The following is an 18,311-nucleotide window of genomic DNA, read 5'->3' as shown; positions in this document are numbered from 1 at the left end:
AACTACCTCCCTTCATTGAGTTTTTGTTGTAGTTCATAAAGAAGATTAAATGCTTCTATTGGTGTTGTTTCTAAGAAATTCAAACCTGTTAATTTTTCTTTAATAAATTCAAATTTTTCATCATTATTATCAAAATCTAGTTGAAGCTTTTTGTAATTTCCATTAGTTTTTTCTTTTACCTTATTTTTAAGTTCTTTTTGAAGTTTTTCGTCGTACTCTAATCGTAGCTTTTCTTCTAATTCTTTTTGTAATTTCTTCTCTAAATGTTGTACTAATTGCATTGGGTTAGCTTCATCTTTTGCCGCCTGAGTTTCCCCAGTATTTCCAATATTTTCATAATATCCTTTTCCGATTAAATCACCTGAGCCTATATTACCACTTTCTAGTTCTTTTAAAATATTATTTGCCACTACTATTACTTCTTCAGGAAGATGTGCAAGTTGAGCAACATGAATACCATAACTCTTCTCTATAGGTCCATCATTAATCTTATAAAGGAATATTAATTTACCGTGGTCTTCCTTAGCAGACACATGAATATTTTTAATTCCATTCATTCTGTTTTCTAATTTCGTCAGTTCATGATAATGCGTTGAAAATAATGTTTTGCATTTAATTTTTTCGTTAATATACTCCAAAATAGATTGTGCAAGTGCAATACCATCATAAGTAGATGTTCCGCGCCCAATTTCATCAAAAATAAGTAATGAGTTTGCAGTAGATTCAACAAGAGCATTTTTCGCCTCAATCATTTCTACCATAAACGTTGATTTTCCTCCAGCAAGGTCATCGCTCGCCCCAATACGAGTAAATATCTTATCAAAAATCGGGAGATTAGCTGATGTTGCTGGAACAAATGATCCGATTTGGGCAAGTATAACTATAAGTGCAAGCTGACGCATATAAGTAGATTTCCCAGACATATTCGGTCCTGTTATTAATAGAATATTATTATCTTTATCTACCTTGCAATCATTACTAATATACCCATCATCACTTACATTACGCTCTACTATCGGATGTCTACCTTCAATAATATCAATTATATTATTATTATTAAATTTTGGTTTTGTATAACTATATTCTTCTGCTACATCTGATAATGAAACAAATACATCAATATCACTAAGAATATTAGCAACTCGCTGTAATCTCGGAATAAAGCTATGTATTTTCATCTTAACTTCTTGGAATAACAGCAATTCTAACTCTTCAATTTTCGCTTTAGAATTAACGATATGTTCTTCTACTTCTTTTAATTCTTCTGAAATAAATCTCTCACAGTTAGATAAAGTTTGTTTCCTATGATAACCAAGTTCTGTTGGATCTATAGTTTTCAAGCCTACTTTAGAAATTTCTATGAAATAACCGAAAATTTTGTTGTAACCTACCTTTAGGTTTTTAACACCTGTTCTATTTTTTTCACGTTCTTCTATTTCTAGTAAAATTCTATTACCATTTTTACTAGCATTTTTATAACTATCTAATTCTGAGTTGAAACCTAATTTAATTACATTTCCTTCTTTAACAGTTTGTCCAGCTTCTTCGTTAATAGTAACTTCTAGATATTCATGTAAATCTTCTAATTCATCAATATTATTCGCAATTTCTATTAATTTTTTCGAATTAAAACTTAGTAATATATTTTTTATACTTGGAATTTTTTCTAACGTTTTTTTCAAATTCAGTAACTCTTTAGGGCTTACTATATTATATGAAACCTTTGTTGATATGCGTTCAAGGTCATAAACCTCTTTTAGATTTGTTTTAACATCTGCTTTTTCAAAATAATGTTTAACAAAATCTCCAACAATTTCTTGTCGATGTTCTATCTCCTTTAGATTTAAAAGTGGATTTTCTAGCCATTTTTTTAGCTTTCTAGCACCTGCAGCTGTCGAAGTTTTATCAATAATACTCAATAAAGAACCTTTTTTCCCACCATTCGCCATATTTTGTGTTACTTCTAAGTTCTTTAGTGAATAATTTGTCATATAAACAAACTTATCTTTAAAATATACTTCAAAGTTTTTTAGACTGTTAACATCTTTATTTTGTGTTTTTTCAATATAATCTAACAAGATATTGCAGCAAATACGAAGATTACTGTCACTTAGATTAGATGTTTTCTCTTTTTCTATATTTTCATCTACTTCTACTTCTGTAATGTATGCACTAACCTTTAGTTCTTGGTCTTTAATAGTAATTATTTCTTTAATATTATTTCTCAAAATTTCATCTTGCAAATCATCCATTGTTTTCAAAATTGTGCAACGGCTATCCCCTGTCATAATATCACAAAATGCAAAATAAATATTGCCATCTTTTTTATATGCACTAGCTAAAAAGTTATTTTCATCATAGTTTTTATAGTTCATGTATGTTCCTGGCGTAATTACTTGAACTACTTTTCTTTCAACAATCTTTCCTTGACCAGGTTCCGAAACTTGCTCACAGATAGCTACTTTATAGCCATTATTGACAAGCACATCTATATAATTAGCTGCAGCGTGAAATGGTACTCCACACATTGGAACTTTTTCTGCACCACCATCACGTGCTGTCAAAGTTATTTCCAAAATTTTTGATGCACGAGTTGCATCTTCAAAGAACAGTTCATAAAAATCACCAAGTCGATAAAATAAAAACATATCTTGATAATCTTTTTTTATTTTTAAATACTGCTCAATCATCGGCGTATATTTCATTTAAAAATTTCCTTCCTTACAAATTTTTCCTAATATCATTTCTATAACATTATAATTTTATCATAATATTGAAGAAAATAGTAGCCTCATATATGTTGTTCATCAGCAAACTTATCTTCGATTAAAGTGAAAAATACAGCTATATCAGATATCTTTAATTTAAGTTGCTTATATTACTCTGTTATTGTATAATTACTTCAAAGGAGTTGAATTATGTTAAATTTTATAAAAAATAAAACTAATTTATCAATAATGATTTTTTATTTTATATTTGCGATTACTAGCCTTACATTAATAATGCTAGCACAATATAATAATAATCAAACACCAAAATTATTTATTAAACAATTCATCTTTTATCTATTAGGATTTTTTGTAATATATATATTTCAAAAAATTCCAGTCGACTATATAGAAAGATTCTCTATATTTTTCTATTTGCTTGGTTTAACTTTATTGATAGGTATATTTCTAGTTCCACCTTCTATGGCACCTATTGTTAATGGGGCGCGTAGCTGGTACAACTTTGGATTGTTTACTTTACAACCATCAGAATTTGCTAAAGTATCTACAGTAGCTATGGTCAGTTTATTAATAAAAGAAAAAAGTTTTAGAGAAAACACCGATTCTATTAAACTCTTAAAATTACTGTTAATTATCGCGATTCCTTTCATTTTGGTTCTTCGTGAAAATGACTTAGGTAATGGATTATTCTTTATTTTTCTATTTTTAGGATTAGTATTTCTAGTCAGTACCCATAAAAAAACTTTATTAAATATATATTCAGTTGTTCTTGTTGGTATAGGAATAATTATTTTAGGTGCACTATATTTCCCAAGAGTTCTTGGTTTAGTAGGACTTAAAGGATATCAATTAAAGAGAATATTATCTTGGTTAAATCCTGAAGCGTATAAACTAGATTATTCGTATCAGATTACTCAGGTACTTTCCGAAATAAAACGAGGCGGCTTAACAGGAACTTTTGCTAAAAATAAGAATTATATTGATGAGCAATTCAATGATTTTATCTTTTCTATTTTGGCAAAGAATTTTGGATTTATCGGTACCTTCTTTTTCTTAATATTCTTCTTTATTTTCATACTAAGATTGTTTAGTATAGTAAAAAAATGTGAACAAGGTAATTATAGCTACTACTTTATTTTATTAGCAATGTGTAGTTTTTGTTTTTCATTTTTCATCAATATCTTCTCTACTCTTAGCATAATCCCTGTAATTGGAATTAGTATGCCATTTGTAAGCTATGGGGGAAGTTCCCTTATTGCTAATAGTATTCTATTTGGAATAATTGTTAAAATAAACGCTACTATTCACGAAGAATACTTAGAAGATGAATATTATGAGAATTATGAGGAGGAACCATATATTGATGACGACTATCAAGAAAGTAATTATCAATATGAAGAGCCCTACGACAATCAAAAGGAATATCGTCGTAGTAGAAAATTTAAAAATAGATAATAGTAAAAAATCGAGATAAGTTAATACTTATCTCGATTTCTTATTTCATATAGTTTACTTTATGATAACCTATTTTTCTTATTTTCTTACATCTTCAATAAATTTATCATCTATTGTTTCAATTAATTTTCCTAAAATAGCTTTTGCTGCATAGTAATCACGAATATCAAAAATCGCATTGTGTGTATGAATGTACCTTGCACAAATCCCAATTACAGTAGTTGGTACACCATTTAATGCTTGATGAATTTCCCCAGCATCTGTTCCTCCAGGTGATGTAAAGTACTGATATTTTATACCATTTTCTTCTGCCAGTCTAACTAGTTTCTCACGCATATTTGGACGAAGAACCATTGTTCTATCAACTAAACGTATTAAAAACCCTTCGCCTAAACGTCCGTTGCTTGTCGCTGATCCGTCCATATCATTGGCTGGACTACAATCAACTACAAAGCATACATCCGGTTTAATCATATTAGCTGCTATTTTAGCTCCACGAAGCCCTACTTCTTCTTGAACTGTTGCACAAACTACCAAATTAACATCTAAATCTTTATCTGCAAATTGTTCAAAAATTTCTGTAATAATTACACATCCATATCTATTATCAACAGCTTTTGATATAATTCTATTTTCTGTAAGTTGTTCAAAAGTTGTTTTCGGCGTAACAAATGCTCCTTCATGAATCCCCATTTTTAAAACTTCTTCGCGATTTTCTGCACCTACATCAATCGTCATATCACTAATTTTTACATTTTGAGCAATTCCTGCTGTGAAATGTTTTGGAATAGAGCCTATTACTCCAGTAAACTTCTTACCAGCATACGATGTTACAGTATAAGTCTGAGCTAATAAAACATCTTCACGGAAACCGCCTAATGTTTCAAATTTTAAAAATCCATTTGGTAAAATCTTTGTAACTACAAATCCTACTTCATCCATATGAGCTGCAATCATGACAGTCTTAGCATTTTCTTTTTTTGATTTTTTGATTGCGTAGATTCCACCTAAATTGTCAAATTTGATTTCATCCGCATACTTAGACAAATTTTTTTCTAAGTATTTTGAAACTTCACTCTCAAAACCAGATGTCCCATCTAACATTGTCAGTTCTTTGAATCTTTCTATTGATTTATTCATCGCTTATACCTCTTTTATATATTCTATAGTATCTGTTTCTTTATCAAAACGTACTTCGTAGTCTTTTTCCTCATCACTAAAATAAAACATTAAATATTGGTTTTCTATTAGATTTAACACATAACTATCTGCTACTGTATATCCCTCCGCAATTAGACTATTACGGCATCTATCAATGTGATCGACATCCAATTCATATTCTTCTGTTTTTTTATAAATGTAATACATTGTTCCAGCTACTGCTAATGGTAATAAAAGTTTTCTTAATTTCATATTTTGCCTCTTTATCTAAATTCATCACATAAGTTTTTAAACATTTCTTCTTCAAATTCCAAGTTCTGATGAGCTAATGGTTTAGATTGATTATAATTTTTTAGTGTTGTTTCATATTTTAGTTTATTATTATTTTTATATATAACCCCTGTTACTAAATCATTATATTCCTCTAAAATTCTATATGCTTCTAGTTTATTTGTATTATCATACCCTTCGATATCATCAAGATTTGTTAAATTCTCTTTATACCATTCAGGAGTATTGTAGTAATTATATGTTTTACATGGACTAAATACATTAACCAACGCGAACCCATCATGCTTAACAGCTTCTTCAAAAATAGCCATCATTCCTTTAATATCTCCAGTAAATGCCTGAGCTAAAAATGTTACTTCACAAGATAAAGCTACTTTTAAAGCCGATAATGGTTTTTCCATCACACCTTCAAGTGTAGTTGTCGTCACTAATCCTTCTGCTGATTTAGGTGACATTTGCCCTTTTGTTAAAGCATAAAGCTGATTATCCATAACAATATAAGTCATATTTACATTACGTTTCATAGCGTGAACGGCGTGTCCAATACCTATAGCATATCCATCGCCATCTCCACCCATTGCAAAAACTGTTAAATCTTGATTGGCTAGTTTTATTCCTTGGGCTACTGGTAAGCTACGTCCATGAAGTCCTTGAACTCCATAAGCTTTAGTATATCCACTTATTTTCCCAGAACAACCAATTCCTGCAGAAATTACAACATTTTCTGGTCTTATTCCAAGATTTACTACTGCCCTTTGAATCCCAGCTAAAACAGAAAAGTCTCCACAGCCAGCGCACCAATCCGGTTTTTCATTATTTTTATAATCTTTCATTGTTACTTTCATATTATCTCTCCTCCTCTAATAGTTGCTCTATAAGTTCGTGAGTATAATATATATCACCATTATATTTCAATAAACTAGAAATTTTATCTGAATTATGATACTTACTTGAAATTACTGTTCGTAATTGTTTATTAGAATTATGCTCGACAATATAGACTTTTCTATATTTATCAAAAGTATCTTTAACCTTCTGAGCAACCGGATAAATTTGGCGTAAATGCATAGTATCAATGTTCATTCCTTTTTCTTTCAGCTCTTTGGCTGCTTTATTTAATACTCCATAAGTCGAGTTAATACCAACTAAAAGAATATCTTTTTCTACATTATATTCATTTAAAACAAATGGATTTTCAATAAATGCTGTTTCAATTTTTTCAGAACGTTTATTTTTCTGTTTTACTGTATTTTTCTTAACTTCAGAAGGTAACCCTACTACTGAATGTTCATAACTATTAGCATTATGAATTCCACCCTTTTGTCCTGGGATAGTACGTTCAGATACAAGTGAATCAAGTCCATAACGTTTGAAATAAATTATGTCTTCTTCTGTAATTTCTTCTTGTTTTAGAAGTTTACCACGATTAATTTCTACTTTGCTAAAATCAAAATCGGAAACAGTTTGTTTATTCATACCTAGTTGCAAGTCCATCAATACAATAACTGGTGTTTGATATTTTTCTGCCATATTAAATGCATCAATCATAGTATAAAAACAATCTTCTACAGTAGTTGGCGCTAAAACAATTCGCGAAGCATCACCAGTTCCTCCATAAACAGCATGGAAAATATCAGATTGTTCAACTTTTGTTGGTAGACCTGATGACGGACCTCCTCTTTGAACATCTACAATAACAACTGGTTGTTCAGACATAACTGCCATACCTAAAAATTCAGTCATAAGAGAAATCCCCGGACCAGACGTTGCTGTCATAGCACGTACACCGGCAAAATTTGCCCCAATAGCAACTCCAAGAGCCGCAATCTCATCTTCGGTTTGAATATATGCTCCATTTACAGTTGGTAATTTTTCAAATAAATATTCCATAATTTCTGTGGCTGGTGTTATTGGATATCCTGCATAAAGACGACACCCTGCTACTAGTGCACCTAGGCCTGCTGCATGGTTTCCTATTAGCCACATATTATTTTGTTCTTTTTTCTCCAATTCTTTAAGATAATACTTATCTCCTAAGTTATGCTCTACCATAAAGCTTTGCATTATCTCATATCCTTTGTTAAATGCTTGGATATTTGTAGCAACTATTTCTTCACCTTTTGATGAAAATTTCACTTCAATCATATTATAAAAAATATCTTTATTGATATTTAATAGTGCAGAACAAATTCCCAACGTTATAATATTTTTAACAATTGGCGCTGAAATTTCTTTTGCAAGATCTGTGATTGGGAAAACTGCTACTAATCCAGTAACTTCCTCTGAAATTTCTGGCTTTATCTTTTCATCAACAATAATAATACTATTCTCATCTAATTCATCAATATAACTATCTAAAGTTGCTTGATCAAAAGCAATAAGAATATCTGTCTTATAATCAATAACATCTATCTTTTCTTCTGAAATACAGATTTTACTAGTACTATGGCCACCTTTTATTCTACTCGCAAAATCCCTAGTAGAATACATATGGTAACCTAGCGAGTTTAGAACTGTCGAAAAAACTTCAGTTGTTGCCTCAAGTCCTTCTCCTTGTTCTCCACCTATTTTCCATCCTAATTTATCTATCATATCAATCTCCTTTAATCTCTTTCAAGAGAAATTTTTTAGTGACTACTTAATACTTTATTTTACCATATTTCATGCTATTTTACCATTTAAACAGCAGCTTACTTTTTAATCAAAAAAAATAAATATCCCTACAAAAAAGAATTTTCGTAGAAATATTTATTAATTTCATTTTTATTTAAACATCCCTAATAATATTTTGTCACTTAGGCGAGGAAATAATTGACTTAATTTAACCCCCAATACCAACTTAAGTGGTAAATTAACTTCACGTTTTCTCTTTTCTATACCTTTTATAATTTTTTTTGCAACAAATTTTGGTGTTAATGGTTTATCGCCCATTGCTTTTAAGTAACTTTTATCTTCATCAGCTATATTAAAGAAATTTGTTGCAACTGGTCCAGGATTCACAGTCATAATATGAACATTATCTTTTTTTACTTCTAAACGCAGTGCATTAAAATAACCGATAAGTGCGAATTTTGTTGCTGAATAGACAGATGTTTTTGGCGTTGCTATTTTTCCTGCTAATGATGCTATTGTTACGATTGATCCTGATTTATTTTCACGCATTCTTTTAGCTATTTCTGTCGTTAATTGAATAGTTCCAATAACATTAGTATCAAACATTTTTACTACTTCATAATCAGTAAATTCGCTAAAATCTTTCATAATTCCATAGCCTGCAGCATTTATTAAAATATCTACATCATCTATTTTTTCTAACAATCCTTCAACTTGGTCTTGTGCCCCTATATCTACAGAGTAGCTTTTAGCTTTTACTGAATCATAAGTATGGCACTTTTTCACTACCTTTTCCAACGCTTCTTTTCTACGAGCTACTAAAATTAATTCTACATTTCCCTTTTGAGCAAACTGATATGCTAATTCACGTCCTAACCCACTAGATGCTCCCGTTATTAAAATCTTTTTTTTTAGTGTTTCCATAATAAACCTCTCCAATTTATTTAATTTTAGTTTTTCTCAAGTATATTATCTTTTTATATAGTTATGTTAAATTATACTGTATTTCTCTACAAGCAATTTACTAACAAAATTATTAGCTCAATTATTATATATTTTTTGAGTATATAAAATTTGTATTTTCAGAAAACAGCATCTCTTAAGTTATTATAATATTTTTTTCTTAAATTTTCTTTAAATTTTGTAATCAATATCTGTAATTATGATACTATGTAACTATAATGATGTCAATGAATTAAAAGACTCGATTCAAATATTAATTTTCGAATCGAATCTGGACTTTATTTTTTCTTAATTGGATGTCTTAAGACAGTTTTTAATTTTTCAGGCGAGGTTTTTCGAACATCAGAAATATAAACTTCATGATGAAATCTTTCGTCCGTAATGTCTAACTCATACCCTTGTTCAATCATATACTCATGCATTGCCTCTACTGTTATCGGTTCATCATTGTACGACCCAATGTGCATACATTGTACACATAAACCTTCATCATAAGTAAAAAACTCTACTTTTGAAAAATCCTCTTTCTTCTTACGAGTCGTTTCTTCAATAGCCCATTCAAAAACTTCTTTAGTAACAAAGTCAGGCATACGTATTAAAGAAATAAAGTGGAAATTCTGTTTATTAGCATAGTCTACTCCTTTATAATTCCTTCTTGCCACCAAAAACCTTCTAGTGGAGGAACAACAAAATCAAAATAACCATCAATTTGGTAATCACCTTTTTTACTCATTTTAATTGCATAAGCAATAGGATATAAAAGACTTATAGACTGTTTATATTCACTATTTTCTGCATTAGGATCTCCTACTCCTCTTACAGCAATAAAATTTGCTTTTTCTACATTTATTATACTAGGTTTAGCCTTCGGTTTATATAACTCTTTATATTCTTTTTTAAAATCAAACACCATATTATTTCTCCAATATAAAAATTATTCTATCAGCATTTTCATAATCCTTATTATCTAGTTCAAAGTCACAAAAATATTTATTAATTTTAAAACCTATTTCCTTAGCTGCTGAACTGATATCTTCTATTTCATATGTACGTTGTGTATGAAACTGTTCAAGGCGACGATAAAGTCCATTTTTCTGTTTAATAAAAAATGTCAATTCACTTTCTACTTCCAGTTCCTGCTCAGTTCCATAAGCAAACCAAAGATAACTAATTTCATCAGTTTCGTAAGCAAACACTTGATTATCTATCATATTCTTCATTTTTTTAGGGGTATGAATGTCAAAAATAAATTTCCCACCCGATTTCAATGAACAATAAACTTCTTTTAAACCATCTTTAAAACTTGTAAAATCGGGTAAATAATTAAAGACATCAAATGCACTAAGAATAAAATCAAATTCATACCCTAAATTAGATATTTCTAATAGGTCCATAGCAAAAAAATTATTATCGGGTGATTTCGAACTCGCTATAGAGAGCATTTGTTCGCTATTATCAACCGCAAATACCTGACCATATTTTTTCAGATAAGGAATCATCGTTCCACTACCGCAACCTAAATCAAGAATTAGAAGATCCTTTTTATCTCCTAATTCTTGAGCTATTATATTAGCATAAGTATCGTAATCAACATCCATTAATTTATCATAAACAATACTTAAATTTTCGTACATATTATACCTCTTTAAGTGGATATTTCCCGAATAATGCATCTAATTCGTAATATTCTCTATCATCACGCGTCATAATATTTACGATGACATCACCTAAATCCATAAGAATCCATTTTGCTTCTCTTTGTCCTTCAGTGCTGTGTATTTCCGCACCGCTTTCTAATACTTTTTCGCGTACTTCCTCTGCGATTGCCTCTACTTGTCTACTAGTTGGAGCATGACAGATTACTGAATAATCATATAAAACTCCTGCACTTGTTAAGTCATACACGACAATATCATAACCATGTTTGTCGTCACAAGCATCTACGACAACTTTTAATAATTCTTCTATTTGCATTTTTTTCCTCTTTCTTATTTTTTTATTACATGGAACATAACAACGTATAATACGTCATCATCTGGATATCTTTCTGCCAATTTAGCAATTAGTTCATCCAATGTTACTCCATAATGTTTTGCATAACGCTCTGTTAAAGTATCTCTAGTTACAGGTTTTACTAAGTCTACTTCTAATGTAGCAAACACTGTATCTGGATCTTCATAAGTTGTTGCTTCTAATAAATCACCTTTTTTAAAGTGAGCTTCACTCTTATTACGAATTGTTATAGTTTTTTCATCTGATAAAATTTTTTCTTTATTCTTTTCTTTGAATCCAACACGATAATTTTTAATATTATAGTAATTATAACATTCTAATAATGATGGATAAATTCTTTCATCATTATCAATTAAATATACTAATGTATATTTCGCAGAAAGTCTCACAGCCTCATCTAAATCATATTGTGCTACTTCTGTTACTTCTTGTAGGTGTGGATGTTTCCTTTGAGGATCAATATAATCTGCAATAAAAATAATTTTTTCTAAAAGCGTCATGTGCTTTCTACCAAAAGTATGATTTGCTACTGCAAGTTTAACCTCTTCATCTGCTATACCAAACGCCTCTTCAATATAGGCACTTCCTACTGGCCCATGAAGAACCTCAACAGGATAATCCAATAACTTCACATCTAAGTTATGAAGTATTACATATTTTTTCATAAGTACTTCATCCATAGGTTTGCATACGTCATGAACTAACGCCGCAAGAGCCGCATGTTCGACATTTGCACCATGTATTTCCGCAAGATTTTTTGCCACTTCCACTACCCTAAGCGTATGCTCATATCTTTTTTGTGGTAATATCTCTTTTACTTTATTTTGAATTTCTTGAAATTCCATATAAACCCAACTCCTCTATATATGCCTTACATTCATCTGTAACCATATAATTTATACTTTTATTATTTTTTATATTATCCCTTATTAAACTCGAACTAATTTCAATAATAGGTGAAATCATAATTTCATAGCTAATAGTTTTATAAAACTCATCACTCGCTATTATCTCTTCTAAACTCTCTCCATTTCTCGCTGTAAAAATAAATGTTACAAGCTTCGATAGTTCCTCTATATTATACCATTTTTTTAAATCTTTCGCTCTATCTGTTCCAACAATGAAATAAATTTTTTCATCTGGATAAATTTCTTTAAAATATTTTAGAGTACTATAGGTATAGCTGACATCATCTTTTTTCATTATTTCATAATCACTTACGATAAATTTATTGTTATTTTTTGTGCTAATGTATGTCATTTTTAACCTATCTTCATCACTAGCTTCTAATTCCCGATTTTTAAGAGGTGTAACATGTGATGGAATAAAAATTACTTTTTCTACATCGTAGTTTTCTATAACATTTTGCGCTGTAATCAAATGACCAATATGAATTGGATCAAAGCTTCCTCCATATAGGGCTATTGCCATATTATTTCACCAACTCTATTTTGCGATATTTTTCTTTTGAGCTTTGCTTATACAATACAATAGTATGCCCAATTACTTGAACTAGTTCTGATGAAGTGCGTTCTGACAAAATTTTTGCAACTTCGTCTTTATCTTCTTCACAATTTTGAAGGATACTTACTTTTAACAATTCACGTTTTTCCAATGCATCTCGAATACCTTGAACCATCTCACTGTTAACCCCTGATTTTCCCACTTGAAAAATAGGTGTTAAATGATGTGCCAACGCTCTTAATTGTCTTTTTTGTTTTCCTTTTAACATCTTGTCCTCTTTTCTTTAATTATTATTTTTTATATAATCGATTCTCTCACAAACACTTCGATTTCTTCCGGAACATAAATATCTATTTCACAACCACTATCACTGTTAACAGTTATCCAGCCAAGTCCAGAAATAACAATATCTATCTTCCTATCATCAATCTTGAAATTTTTCTTAACTTGGTTTTTAAAAATAGATATATTATCTTCGAATGGTGGTTTCAACAATGTTCCTAAATGTTTTTCAAAAAGCGCATCTGCATTACTTAGTTTTGTTCTATGAATATCAACTAAATTAGATGCATATAGAGTAAAGCTTTGACGTTCACCTTTTACAAAATCAACCCTCGCCATACCACCAAAGAATAAACTTTGTTCAGCATTAAGCTGAAATACACGTGCCTTAATTTCTTTTTTCGGCATAACTAATTTCAAACTTTTGGCATCTAAATAATGGGCAATATCATAATCTAAGATTATACCCGGCGTATCATAAATGCTTGTTGCTCTGTCTAAAGGAATCTCAATCATTCCTAAAGTTGTTCCTGGAAAATGAGAAGTCGTAATGACGTTCTTATCTCCTGTAGTAAGCTCTATTAATTTGTTAATAAAAGTAGACTTACCAACATTAGTTGCGCCAATAATATAGACGTCTTTTCCATTACGTAATTCATCAATACGCGCTGCTACTTCCTCAATTCCATGATTTTTAATAGCACTTATTAATAAGATATCTTTAACTTTGATACCTTTTGCCTTCAACATTTTAAACAACCATTGCTTAATTTTGTTTTGTTTAACAGATTTTGGTAATAAATCAAGCTTATTAGCAACTAATACAATATCTTTATTATTACCAACAATATCTATAACGTCTTCTATCCAACTTCCCGAAAAATCAAAGATATCAACGACCTTAACTATAAGTCCATCTTTTTTAGATAAAGTTTTTATAAGTTTATAAAAATCTTCTGCTCCAAGCTCTACATCAGAAACTTCATTATAATTTTTTAAACGAAAACATCTTTTGCAAACTAGATTATTTTCTTCCACACTTTTTTCAACTACACTTTTTGGTAGATAACCCTGCTTATTTGGGTTTTCACTTTGTATTTCTGCCCCGCAGCCTATACAATAAATTTTATTATCCAATATGTCCTCCATCTTTCTCTTTTTTTAATTTCAATTTATAATTAACTTTCTTCATTTTTGGAAATAGTTTTCTACGAGTTAAATTTTGTATTATAATTCCTTCGAAAAATCTATTAATTCGTGTTTTAAAAGCATCGGTTTTTGAAATCGGCTTTACCAACACACTCATAACTCCAAGACTTTTTGCACCAAATACATCGGTTAAAACTTGGTCTCCTAAAATAATTGCTTCTTCAGGTTTTCTGTTTAACTTGCTAAGTGCCCTTTTAAAACCATGTGTTAACGGCTTTTTAGCATCTGCAACATATTGAAGATTCAATTGTTTACAAAATTCTTCTACACGTTCTTCATTATTATTTGACACAACGATAATATCAAAACCAGCTCGTTTCATTTTCTTTAACCAACGATTAAGCTCCTTTGTATCTTTTTTGCTATCCCATGAAATAAGAGTATTATCTAAATCTGAAATAATAACCTTCTTATTGTGCATATTCATATATTCAACATCTATAAACTCATACTTTTCTACAAAATCATCTGGTGAAAAATACTTCTTTAATAACATAACTTACCTACTTAAAAATAGCTTACAACACTGTAGCTATTTTTTCTCCCATCTTGATTTCTCTGTTTTCTAAATTTTCTTCAAGAAGAATGTTATCTTTCTCAAATAATAATACAACTGTAGAACCAAACTCAAAATATCCTAACTCTTCTCCTTTTTTCACATAGATATTATCATAAGTCGGTACTATTGAATTTACATTTTGTGCCCCCACAGGTATTAGTGTATAGTTAATTTTTCCTGTTAGCTTATACACTTGACGATAATTGTAGCTCAAAATATTATCCCCTAATTCTAATCCTAAATTATTAACTGGATAAGAATATTTCCCAAGACTATATGCATCTTTTATTTGTGAATTCATTGGAAAATGAATACGATGATAATTTTTAGGACTCAAGTAAATAATAATATATGTACCCTCTTTGTATTTGTCAGCTAAGTCGCTATCACCAACTAATGTTTGAACATTATACGTTTGACCTTTTACTACAAAGGTTCTATCTTCCTTAATAGTTCCTACTTCCGAAATAACACCGTCAGTTGGGCTTACAAGACTATCCTCACCTTGGTCTATTGGTCGTGCTCCTGGGCGCAATTTTCTTATAAAAAAGTCATTTAGGTTTTTAAAATCATCTATCTCATCTAAAATTTCATCAGTGTTTATATTATAAATTTTTGCGAAAGGCTGAATCATCAATCTACTCAAATTAGATTTTGTTAATTTTTTTAAAGCTTTTGAACTTAAATTTCCATTTGTTAATTCAACACAAAGTTGAAACATTTTTTTCTTTAACATAGCCATCTCCTTACTAAATATCATGTTATATTGTACTATAAAAAGCCTTTAAATACAAATATTCGACAATAACTAGCTAAATAAAATTATACACTATTAAACTCTATTTACTATAAGGATTGCCACTATTTTATCAATAATAAACTTTATTCAATCAAAAATATAGACCTAAAAGACCTATATTATCTATATATTATTATTAAAATTTATTATTTCAATTATAAATTTTTAAAACTATCTTCTCTAACTAGAAAAAATGTTATCCGTTATCATATGCTATTTAAAAACTTTCCGACTAAATATTTTTAAAAAAATTTATTATAAATTGTTGATTTTTCCTATATAAATATTGTATAATTAGAATATAAAAATTAACAAGGGAGTGAACGACATGACTCTAAATAATAAAGTAAAAGAAAATATTATTTTAACGACTGTCCAAAACGTTTGAACTAAGGGCTATTCTCTGACAAGTGTTCAGGATATTATTAAAAAAGCTAAAGCCCCTAAAGGAAGCGTTTATTATTATTTTCCAAAAGGAAAAGATGAAATTTACATTGAGGCATTGGATAAAATAAATTGCAATGTAAAAAAAGAATTCAGAACAATTTCTCCAAAATTAGGGACTTTAGAGGAATATTTAACTGCTGTTTTTGATCTTTTTATATCTAAAGGAAGAGCGTGTAAACATAGTGGATTTTCGTTAACTTTATTAGCTATGGAGACTTCAGAACTTTCACCGATTATCGCTGAAAAATGCAGCGATATATTAGAAAATTGGCGTTTACTTCTTGCAGATGGATTATTTGATAGGAATTTACCAGAGGAAGTGTGCAACCCTGTTAGTGAATGGTTGTTTACTAGTATCCAAGGGGCAATTTCTGCGCATAGAATCCATAAAGATGAAGCATTTTTATATAATATAAAGGCATCTATAAGATTTATCTCTACAGCAACACCTGAAACTTTAAGAGAAATTTTTTCTAGAAGTGACGGAGATGAAATTGTCGCATAAATAATTTAAACGGATTAAGAATGTTAATCATTTTTAATCCGTTTTTTATTAAATAGTATTTATCATTTGCATAGTCAATGAATTTATTTTTTGACTAAAAAATTTTTTTATTGATGGGTCTATATCCAATCTCTCTAATGCTAACTCAAAGTCTTCCAACCAATATTTCGCTTCTTTTATAGATATTGGTAACTTCATATGCTTTCTTCTTAAATCTGGTGTAGCAAAAATAGAATGGCCTGGTTCCCCTAAAAATAACCTAAAAAATTTTTTTTGCTCTATTTTTATCCTATCAAAACCATCTGAAAATAATATATTTATTCTATCATCATTAGGTATTATATCATCATACATATAACTTACCAAAAGATCAATATTCTCTTCACCAATTTGTTCATATAGATTCATAACTACCTCCACATTTTTTACATACTTTTTTCACCGCTTTTACTTATTTATATTAAACACTAATATCATCTTTTTTTCAATTAATATGCAAAAATATAATCCGAATAGTATGTATAATAATACTAGTCGAATTATATTTTTATATCTTATTTCAATAATTTTTTAAATGATTCTGTTTTATCAGTTCTTTCCCATGTGAAATCTTCATCTTCACGACCAAAATGCCCATAAGCTGCTGTCTTTTTGAAAATTGGTTTTCTTAGATCAAGTGTTTCTATTATTCCGTTTGGAGTTAATTTGAATTCTTTTTTAATTGTTTTAACAATTTCTCCTTCATCTACTTTTGAAGTTCCAAATGTTTCTATAAAAATAGATACCGGATGGGCTACTCCAATAGCATAAGCAAGTTGAACTTCTACTTTATCACAGATTCCACTAGCTACGATATTTTTCGCAATATAGCGCGCCATATATGCACCCGAACGGTCAACCTTTGTTGCATCTTTACCACTAAATGCTCCTCCACCATGACGTGAAAATCCTCCATAAGTATCGACAATAATTTTACGGCCTGTAAGTCCAGCATCTCCCACCGGTCCACCAATTACAAAACGACCTGTCGGATTGATAAAATATTTAGTGTTTTCATCTAGTAATTCTTTATCTAAACATGGTGCAATAACATATTTTTTAATATCTGCATGGATTTGCTCTTGAGAAACATCTGCATCATGTTGAGTTGATACGACAATAGTGTCTATACGTTTTACTTTATGATTTATATCATATTCAACAGTTACTTGCACTTTACCATCTGGCCCTAAATAATTCAATGTACCATCTTTTCTTACTGTTGCAAGTTGTTTTGCAAGTTTATGACTTAAATAAATTGGTAATGGCATATAAGACGATGTTTCGTTTGTAGCAAAACCAAACATTAAACCTTGGTCTCCTGCACCTACTTCATTTTCTTCTTTTTCTTGTTTTGTTTCTAATGAAGTATCTACTCCTAGTGCAATATCTGGAGACTGTTTATCTAACCCTACCAATACCGAAATATGATCTCCAGAATATCCTTTATTTGGATCATTATACCCAATCTCATTAATTGTATCACGAACTATTTTTTGAAAATCTACATTTGCTGTTGTCGAAACCTCTCCAATCAAAACAGCAAGTCCTGTATTTACACATGTTTCACATGCTACTCGCCCGTATGGATCTTGTCTCAAGATTTCATCTAGTATTGCATCAGATACTTGGTCTGCAATTTTATCTGGATGCCCTTCTGTTACTGATTCTGATGTAAATAAATATGTTTTAGCCATTTTTTTCTCCTAACTCTTATCTGTTTTGTCTGATATTAATACAAAACTATCACTCTTATCCTTAATTTTTTTAACATAAAAAATT

Annotated in this window: 18 protein-coding genes and 2 pseudogenes; 3 read left to right on the top strand and 17 right to left on the bottom strand. The window is 29.8% G+C overall.

What is annotated here, in order from left to right; genetic code table 11:
- Nucleotides 1-2: 2 nt before the first annotated feature.
- Nucleotides 3-2,705, bottom strand: coding sequence for a DNA mismatch repair protein MutS (mutS, locus tag DQN46_RS02040; RefSeq protein ID WP_111742834.1), 2,703 nt, complete (start codon nt 2,703-2,705; stop codon nt 3-5).
- A 213-nt stretch (nt 2,706-2,918) separates the two neighbouring features.
- On the opposite strand from mutS, the gene DQN46_RS02035 reads away from it, so the two are divergent.
- Nucleotides 2,919-4,184 carry an FtsW/RodA/SpoVE family cell cycle protein gene (locus DQN46_RS02035; RefSeq protein WP_111742833.1) on the top strand — a complete coding sequence of 422 codons (1,266 nt, stop codon included), beginning with the start codon at nt 2,919-2,921 and terminating at the stop codon, nt 4,182-4,184.
- A 78-nt stretch (nt 4,185-4,262) separates the two neighbouring features.
- On the opposite strand, the gene DQN46_RS02030 is transcribed toward DQN46_RS02035, so the two are convergent.
- The 14 genes and pseudogenes from DQN46_RS02030 to DQN46_RS01965 form a co-directional block, all read right to left on the bottom strand.
- Nucleotides 4,263-5,324: a M42 family metallopeptidase gene (locus DQN46_RS02030; protein WP_111742832.1), complete on the bottom strand. Its 1,062-nt coding sequence runs from the start codon at nt 5,322-5,324 to the stop codon at nt 4,263-4,265.
- Between the two features lie 3 nt (nt 5,325-5,327).
- Complete coding sequence (locus DQN46_RS02025) at nt 5,328-5,597, bottom strand: hypothetical protein (RefSeq protein ID WP_111742831.1); 270 nt, start codon at nt 5,595-5,597, stop codon at nt 5,328-5,330.
- Between the two features lie 11 nt (nt 5,598-5,608).
- Nucleotides 5,609-6,481, bottom strand: a complete 873-nt coding sequence (locus DQN46_RS02020; protein WP_111742830.1) for a 2-oxoacid:ferredoxin oxidoreductase subunit beta — start codon at nt 6,479-6,481, stop codon at nt 5,609-5,611.
- Nucleotide 6,482: 1 nt separating this feature from the next.
- Entirely contained in the window at nt 6,483-8,228 is a 1,746-nt protein-coding gene (locus DQN46_RS02015; protein WP_111742829.1) for a 2-oxoacid:acceptor oxidoreductase subunit alpha, read from the bottom strand.
- Between the two features lie 171 nt (nt 8,229-8,399).
- Nucleotides 8,400-9,173: an SDR family NAD(P)-dependent oxidoreductase gene (locus DQN46_RS02010; RefSeq protein ID WP_111742828.1), complete on the bottom strand. Its 774-nt coding sequence runs from the start codon at nt 9,171-9,173 to the stop codon at nt 8,400-8,402.
- 317 nt (nt 9,174-9,490) lie between these two features.
- Nucleotides 9,491-10,125 (bottom strand): annotated as a pseudogene (locus DQN46_RS08880) (GyrI-like domain-containing protein).
- 1 nt (nt 10,126) lies between these two features.
- Nucleotides 10,127-10,846, bottom strand: coding sequence for a class I SAM-dependent DNA methyltransferase (locus DQN46_RS02000; protein ID WP_111742827.1), 720 nt, complete (start codon nt 10,844-10,846; stop codon nt 10,127-10,129).
- 1 nt (nt 10,847) lies between these two features.
- Nucleotides 10,848-11,186 carry a ribosome silencing factor gene (gene rsfS / locus DQN46_RS01995; protein ID WP_111742826.1) on the bottom strand — a complete coding sequence of 113 codons (339 nt, stop codon included), beginning with the start codon at nt 11,184-11,186 and terminating at the stop codon, nt 10,848-10,850.
- A 14-nt stretch (nt 11,187-11,200) separates the two neighbouring features.
- Nucleotides 11,201-12,070 (bottom strand): bis(5'-nucleosyl)-tetraphosphatase (symmetrical) YqeK, encoded by an 870-nt coding sequence (gene yqeK, locus DQN46_RS01990; protein WP_111742825.1) that lies wholly within the window; start codon nt 12,068-12,070, stop codon nt 11,201-11,203.
- Nucleotides 12,045-12,656: a nicotinate-nucleotide adenylyltransferase gene (nadD, locus tag DQN46_RS01985; protein ID WP_111742824.1), complete on the bottom strand. Its 612-nt coding sequence runs from the start codon at nt 12,654-12,656 to the stop codon at nt 12,045-12,047. Before nadD ends, yqeK begins: the two co-directional genes overlap by 26 nt.
- A 1-nt stretch (nt 12,657) precedes the next feature.
- Nucleotides 12,658-12,957 (bottom strand): ribosome assembly RNA-binding protein YhbY, encoded by a 300-nt coding sequence (gene yhbY, locus DQN46_RS01980; RefSeq protein WP_111742823.1) that lies wholly within the window; start codon nt 12,955-12,957, stop codon nt 12,658-12,660.
- A 29-nt stretch (nt 12,958-12,986) separates the two neighbouring features.
- Nucleotides 12,987-14,108, bottom strand: a complete 1,122-nt coding sequence (yqeH, locus tag DQN46_RS01975; protein WP_111742822.1) for a ribosome biogenesis GTPase YqeH — start codon at nt 14,106-14,108, stop codon at nt 12,987-12,989.
- The gene (locus DQN46_RS01970) at nt 14,101-14,676 is read right to left on the bottom strand and encodes a YqeG family HAD IIIA-type phosphatase (protein WP_111742821.1); all 576 of its coding nucleotides are present in this window, start codon (nt 14,674-14,676) and stop codon (nt 14,101-14,103) included. The genes yqeH and DQN46_RS01970 overlap by 8 nt, the downstream gene beginning before the upstream one ends.
- Nucleotides 14,677-14,698: 22 nt before the next feature.
- A complete protein-coding gene (locus DQN46_RS01965) occupies nt 14,699-15,475 on the bottom strand; it encodes a phosphatidylserine decarboxylase (protein WP_111742820.1) in 777 nt (258 codons plus the stop codon).
- A gap of 466 nt (nt 15,476-15,941) precedes the next feature.
- Between DQN46_RS01965 and DQN46_RS08910 the strand changes: the two are divergent.
- Together DQN46_RS08910 and DQN46_RS01955 are read left to right on the top strand one after the other, a co-directional pair.
- Nucleotides 15,942-15,989, top strand: a pseudogene (locus DQN46_RS08910) (hypothetical protein); the annotation flags it as partial.
- Nucleotides 15,990-16,040: 51 nt separating this feature from the next.
- A complete protein-coding gene (locus DQN46_RS01955) occupies nt 16,041-16,490 on the top strand; it encodes an LmrA/YxaF family transcription factor (RefSeq protein ID WP_004632994.1) in 450 nt (149 codons plus the stop codon).
- Nucleotides 16,491-16,538: 48 nt separating this feature from the next.
- On the opposite strand, the gene DQN46_RS01950 is transcribed toward DQN46_RS01955, so the two are convergent.
- Together DQN46_RS01950 and metK are read right to left on the bottom strand one after the other, a co-directional pair.
- On the bottom strand, nt 16,539-16,898 hold the full coding sequence (locus DQN46_RS01950) for a truncated hemoglobin (RefSeq protein WP_111742819.1): 360 nt from the start codon (nt 16,896-16,898) through the stop codon (nt 16,539-16,541).
- A 146-nt stretch (nt 16,899-17,044) separates the two neighbouring features.
- The gene (gene metK / locus DQN46_RS01945; RefSeq protein WP_111742818.1) at nt 17,045-18,226 is read right to left on the bottom strand and encodes a methionine adenosyltransferase; all 1,182 of its coding nucleotides are present in this window, start codon (nt 18,224-18,226) and stop codon (nt 17,045-17,047) included.
- Nucleotides 18,227-18,311: the final 85 nt, after the last annotated feature.

It is taken from the genome of Gemella morbillorum (assembly GCF_900476045.1).
GTDB lineage: Bacteria > Bacillota > Bacilli > Staphylococcales > Gemellaceae > Gemella > Gemella morbillorum.
This window is presented reverse-complemented; position numbering and strand designations above follow the sequence as displayed.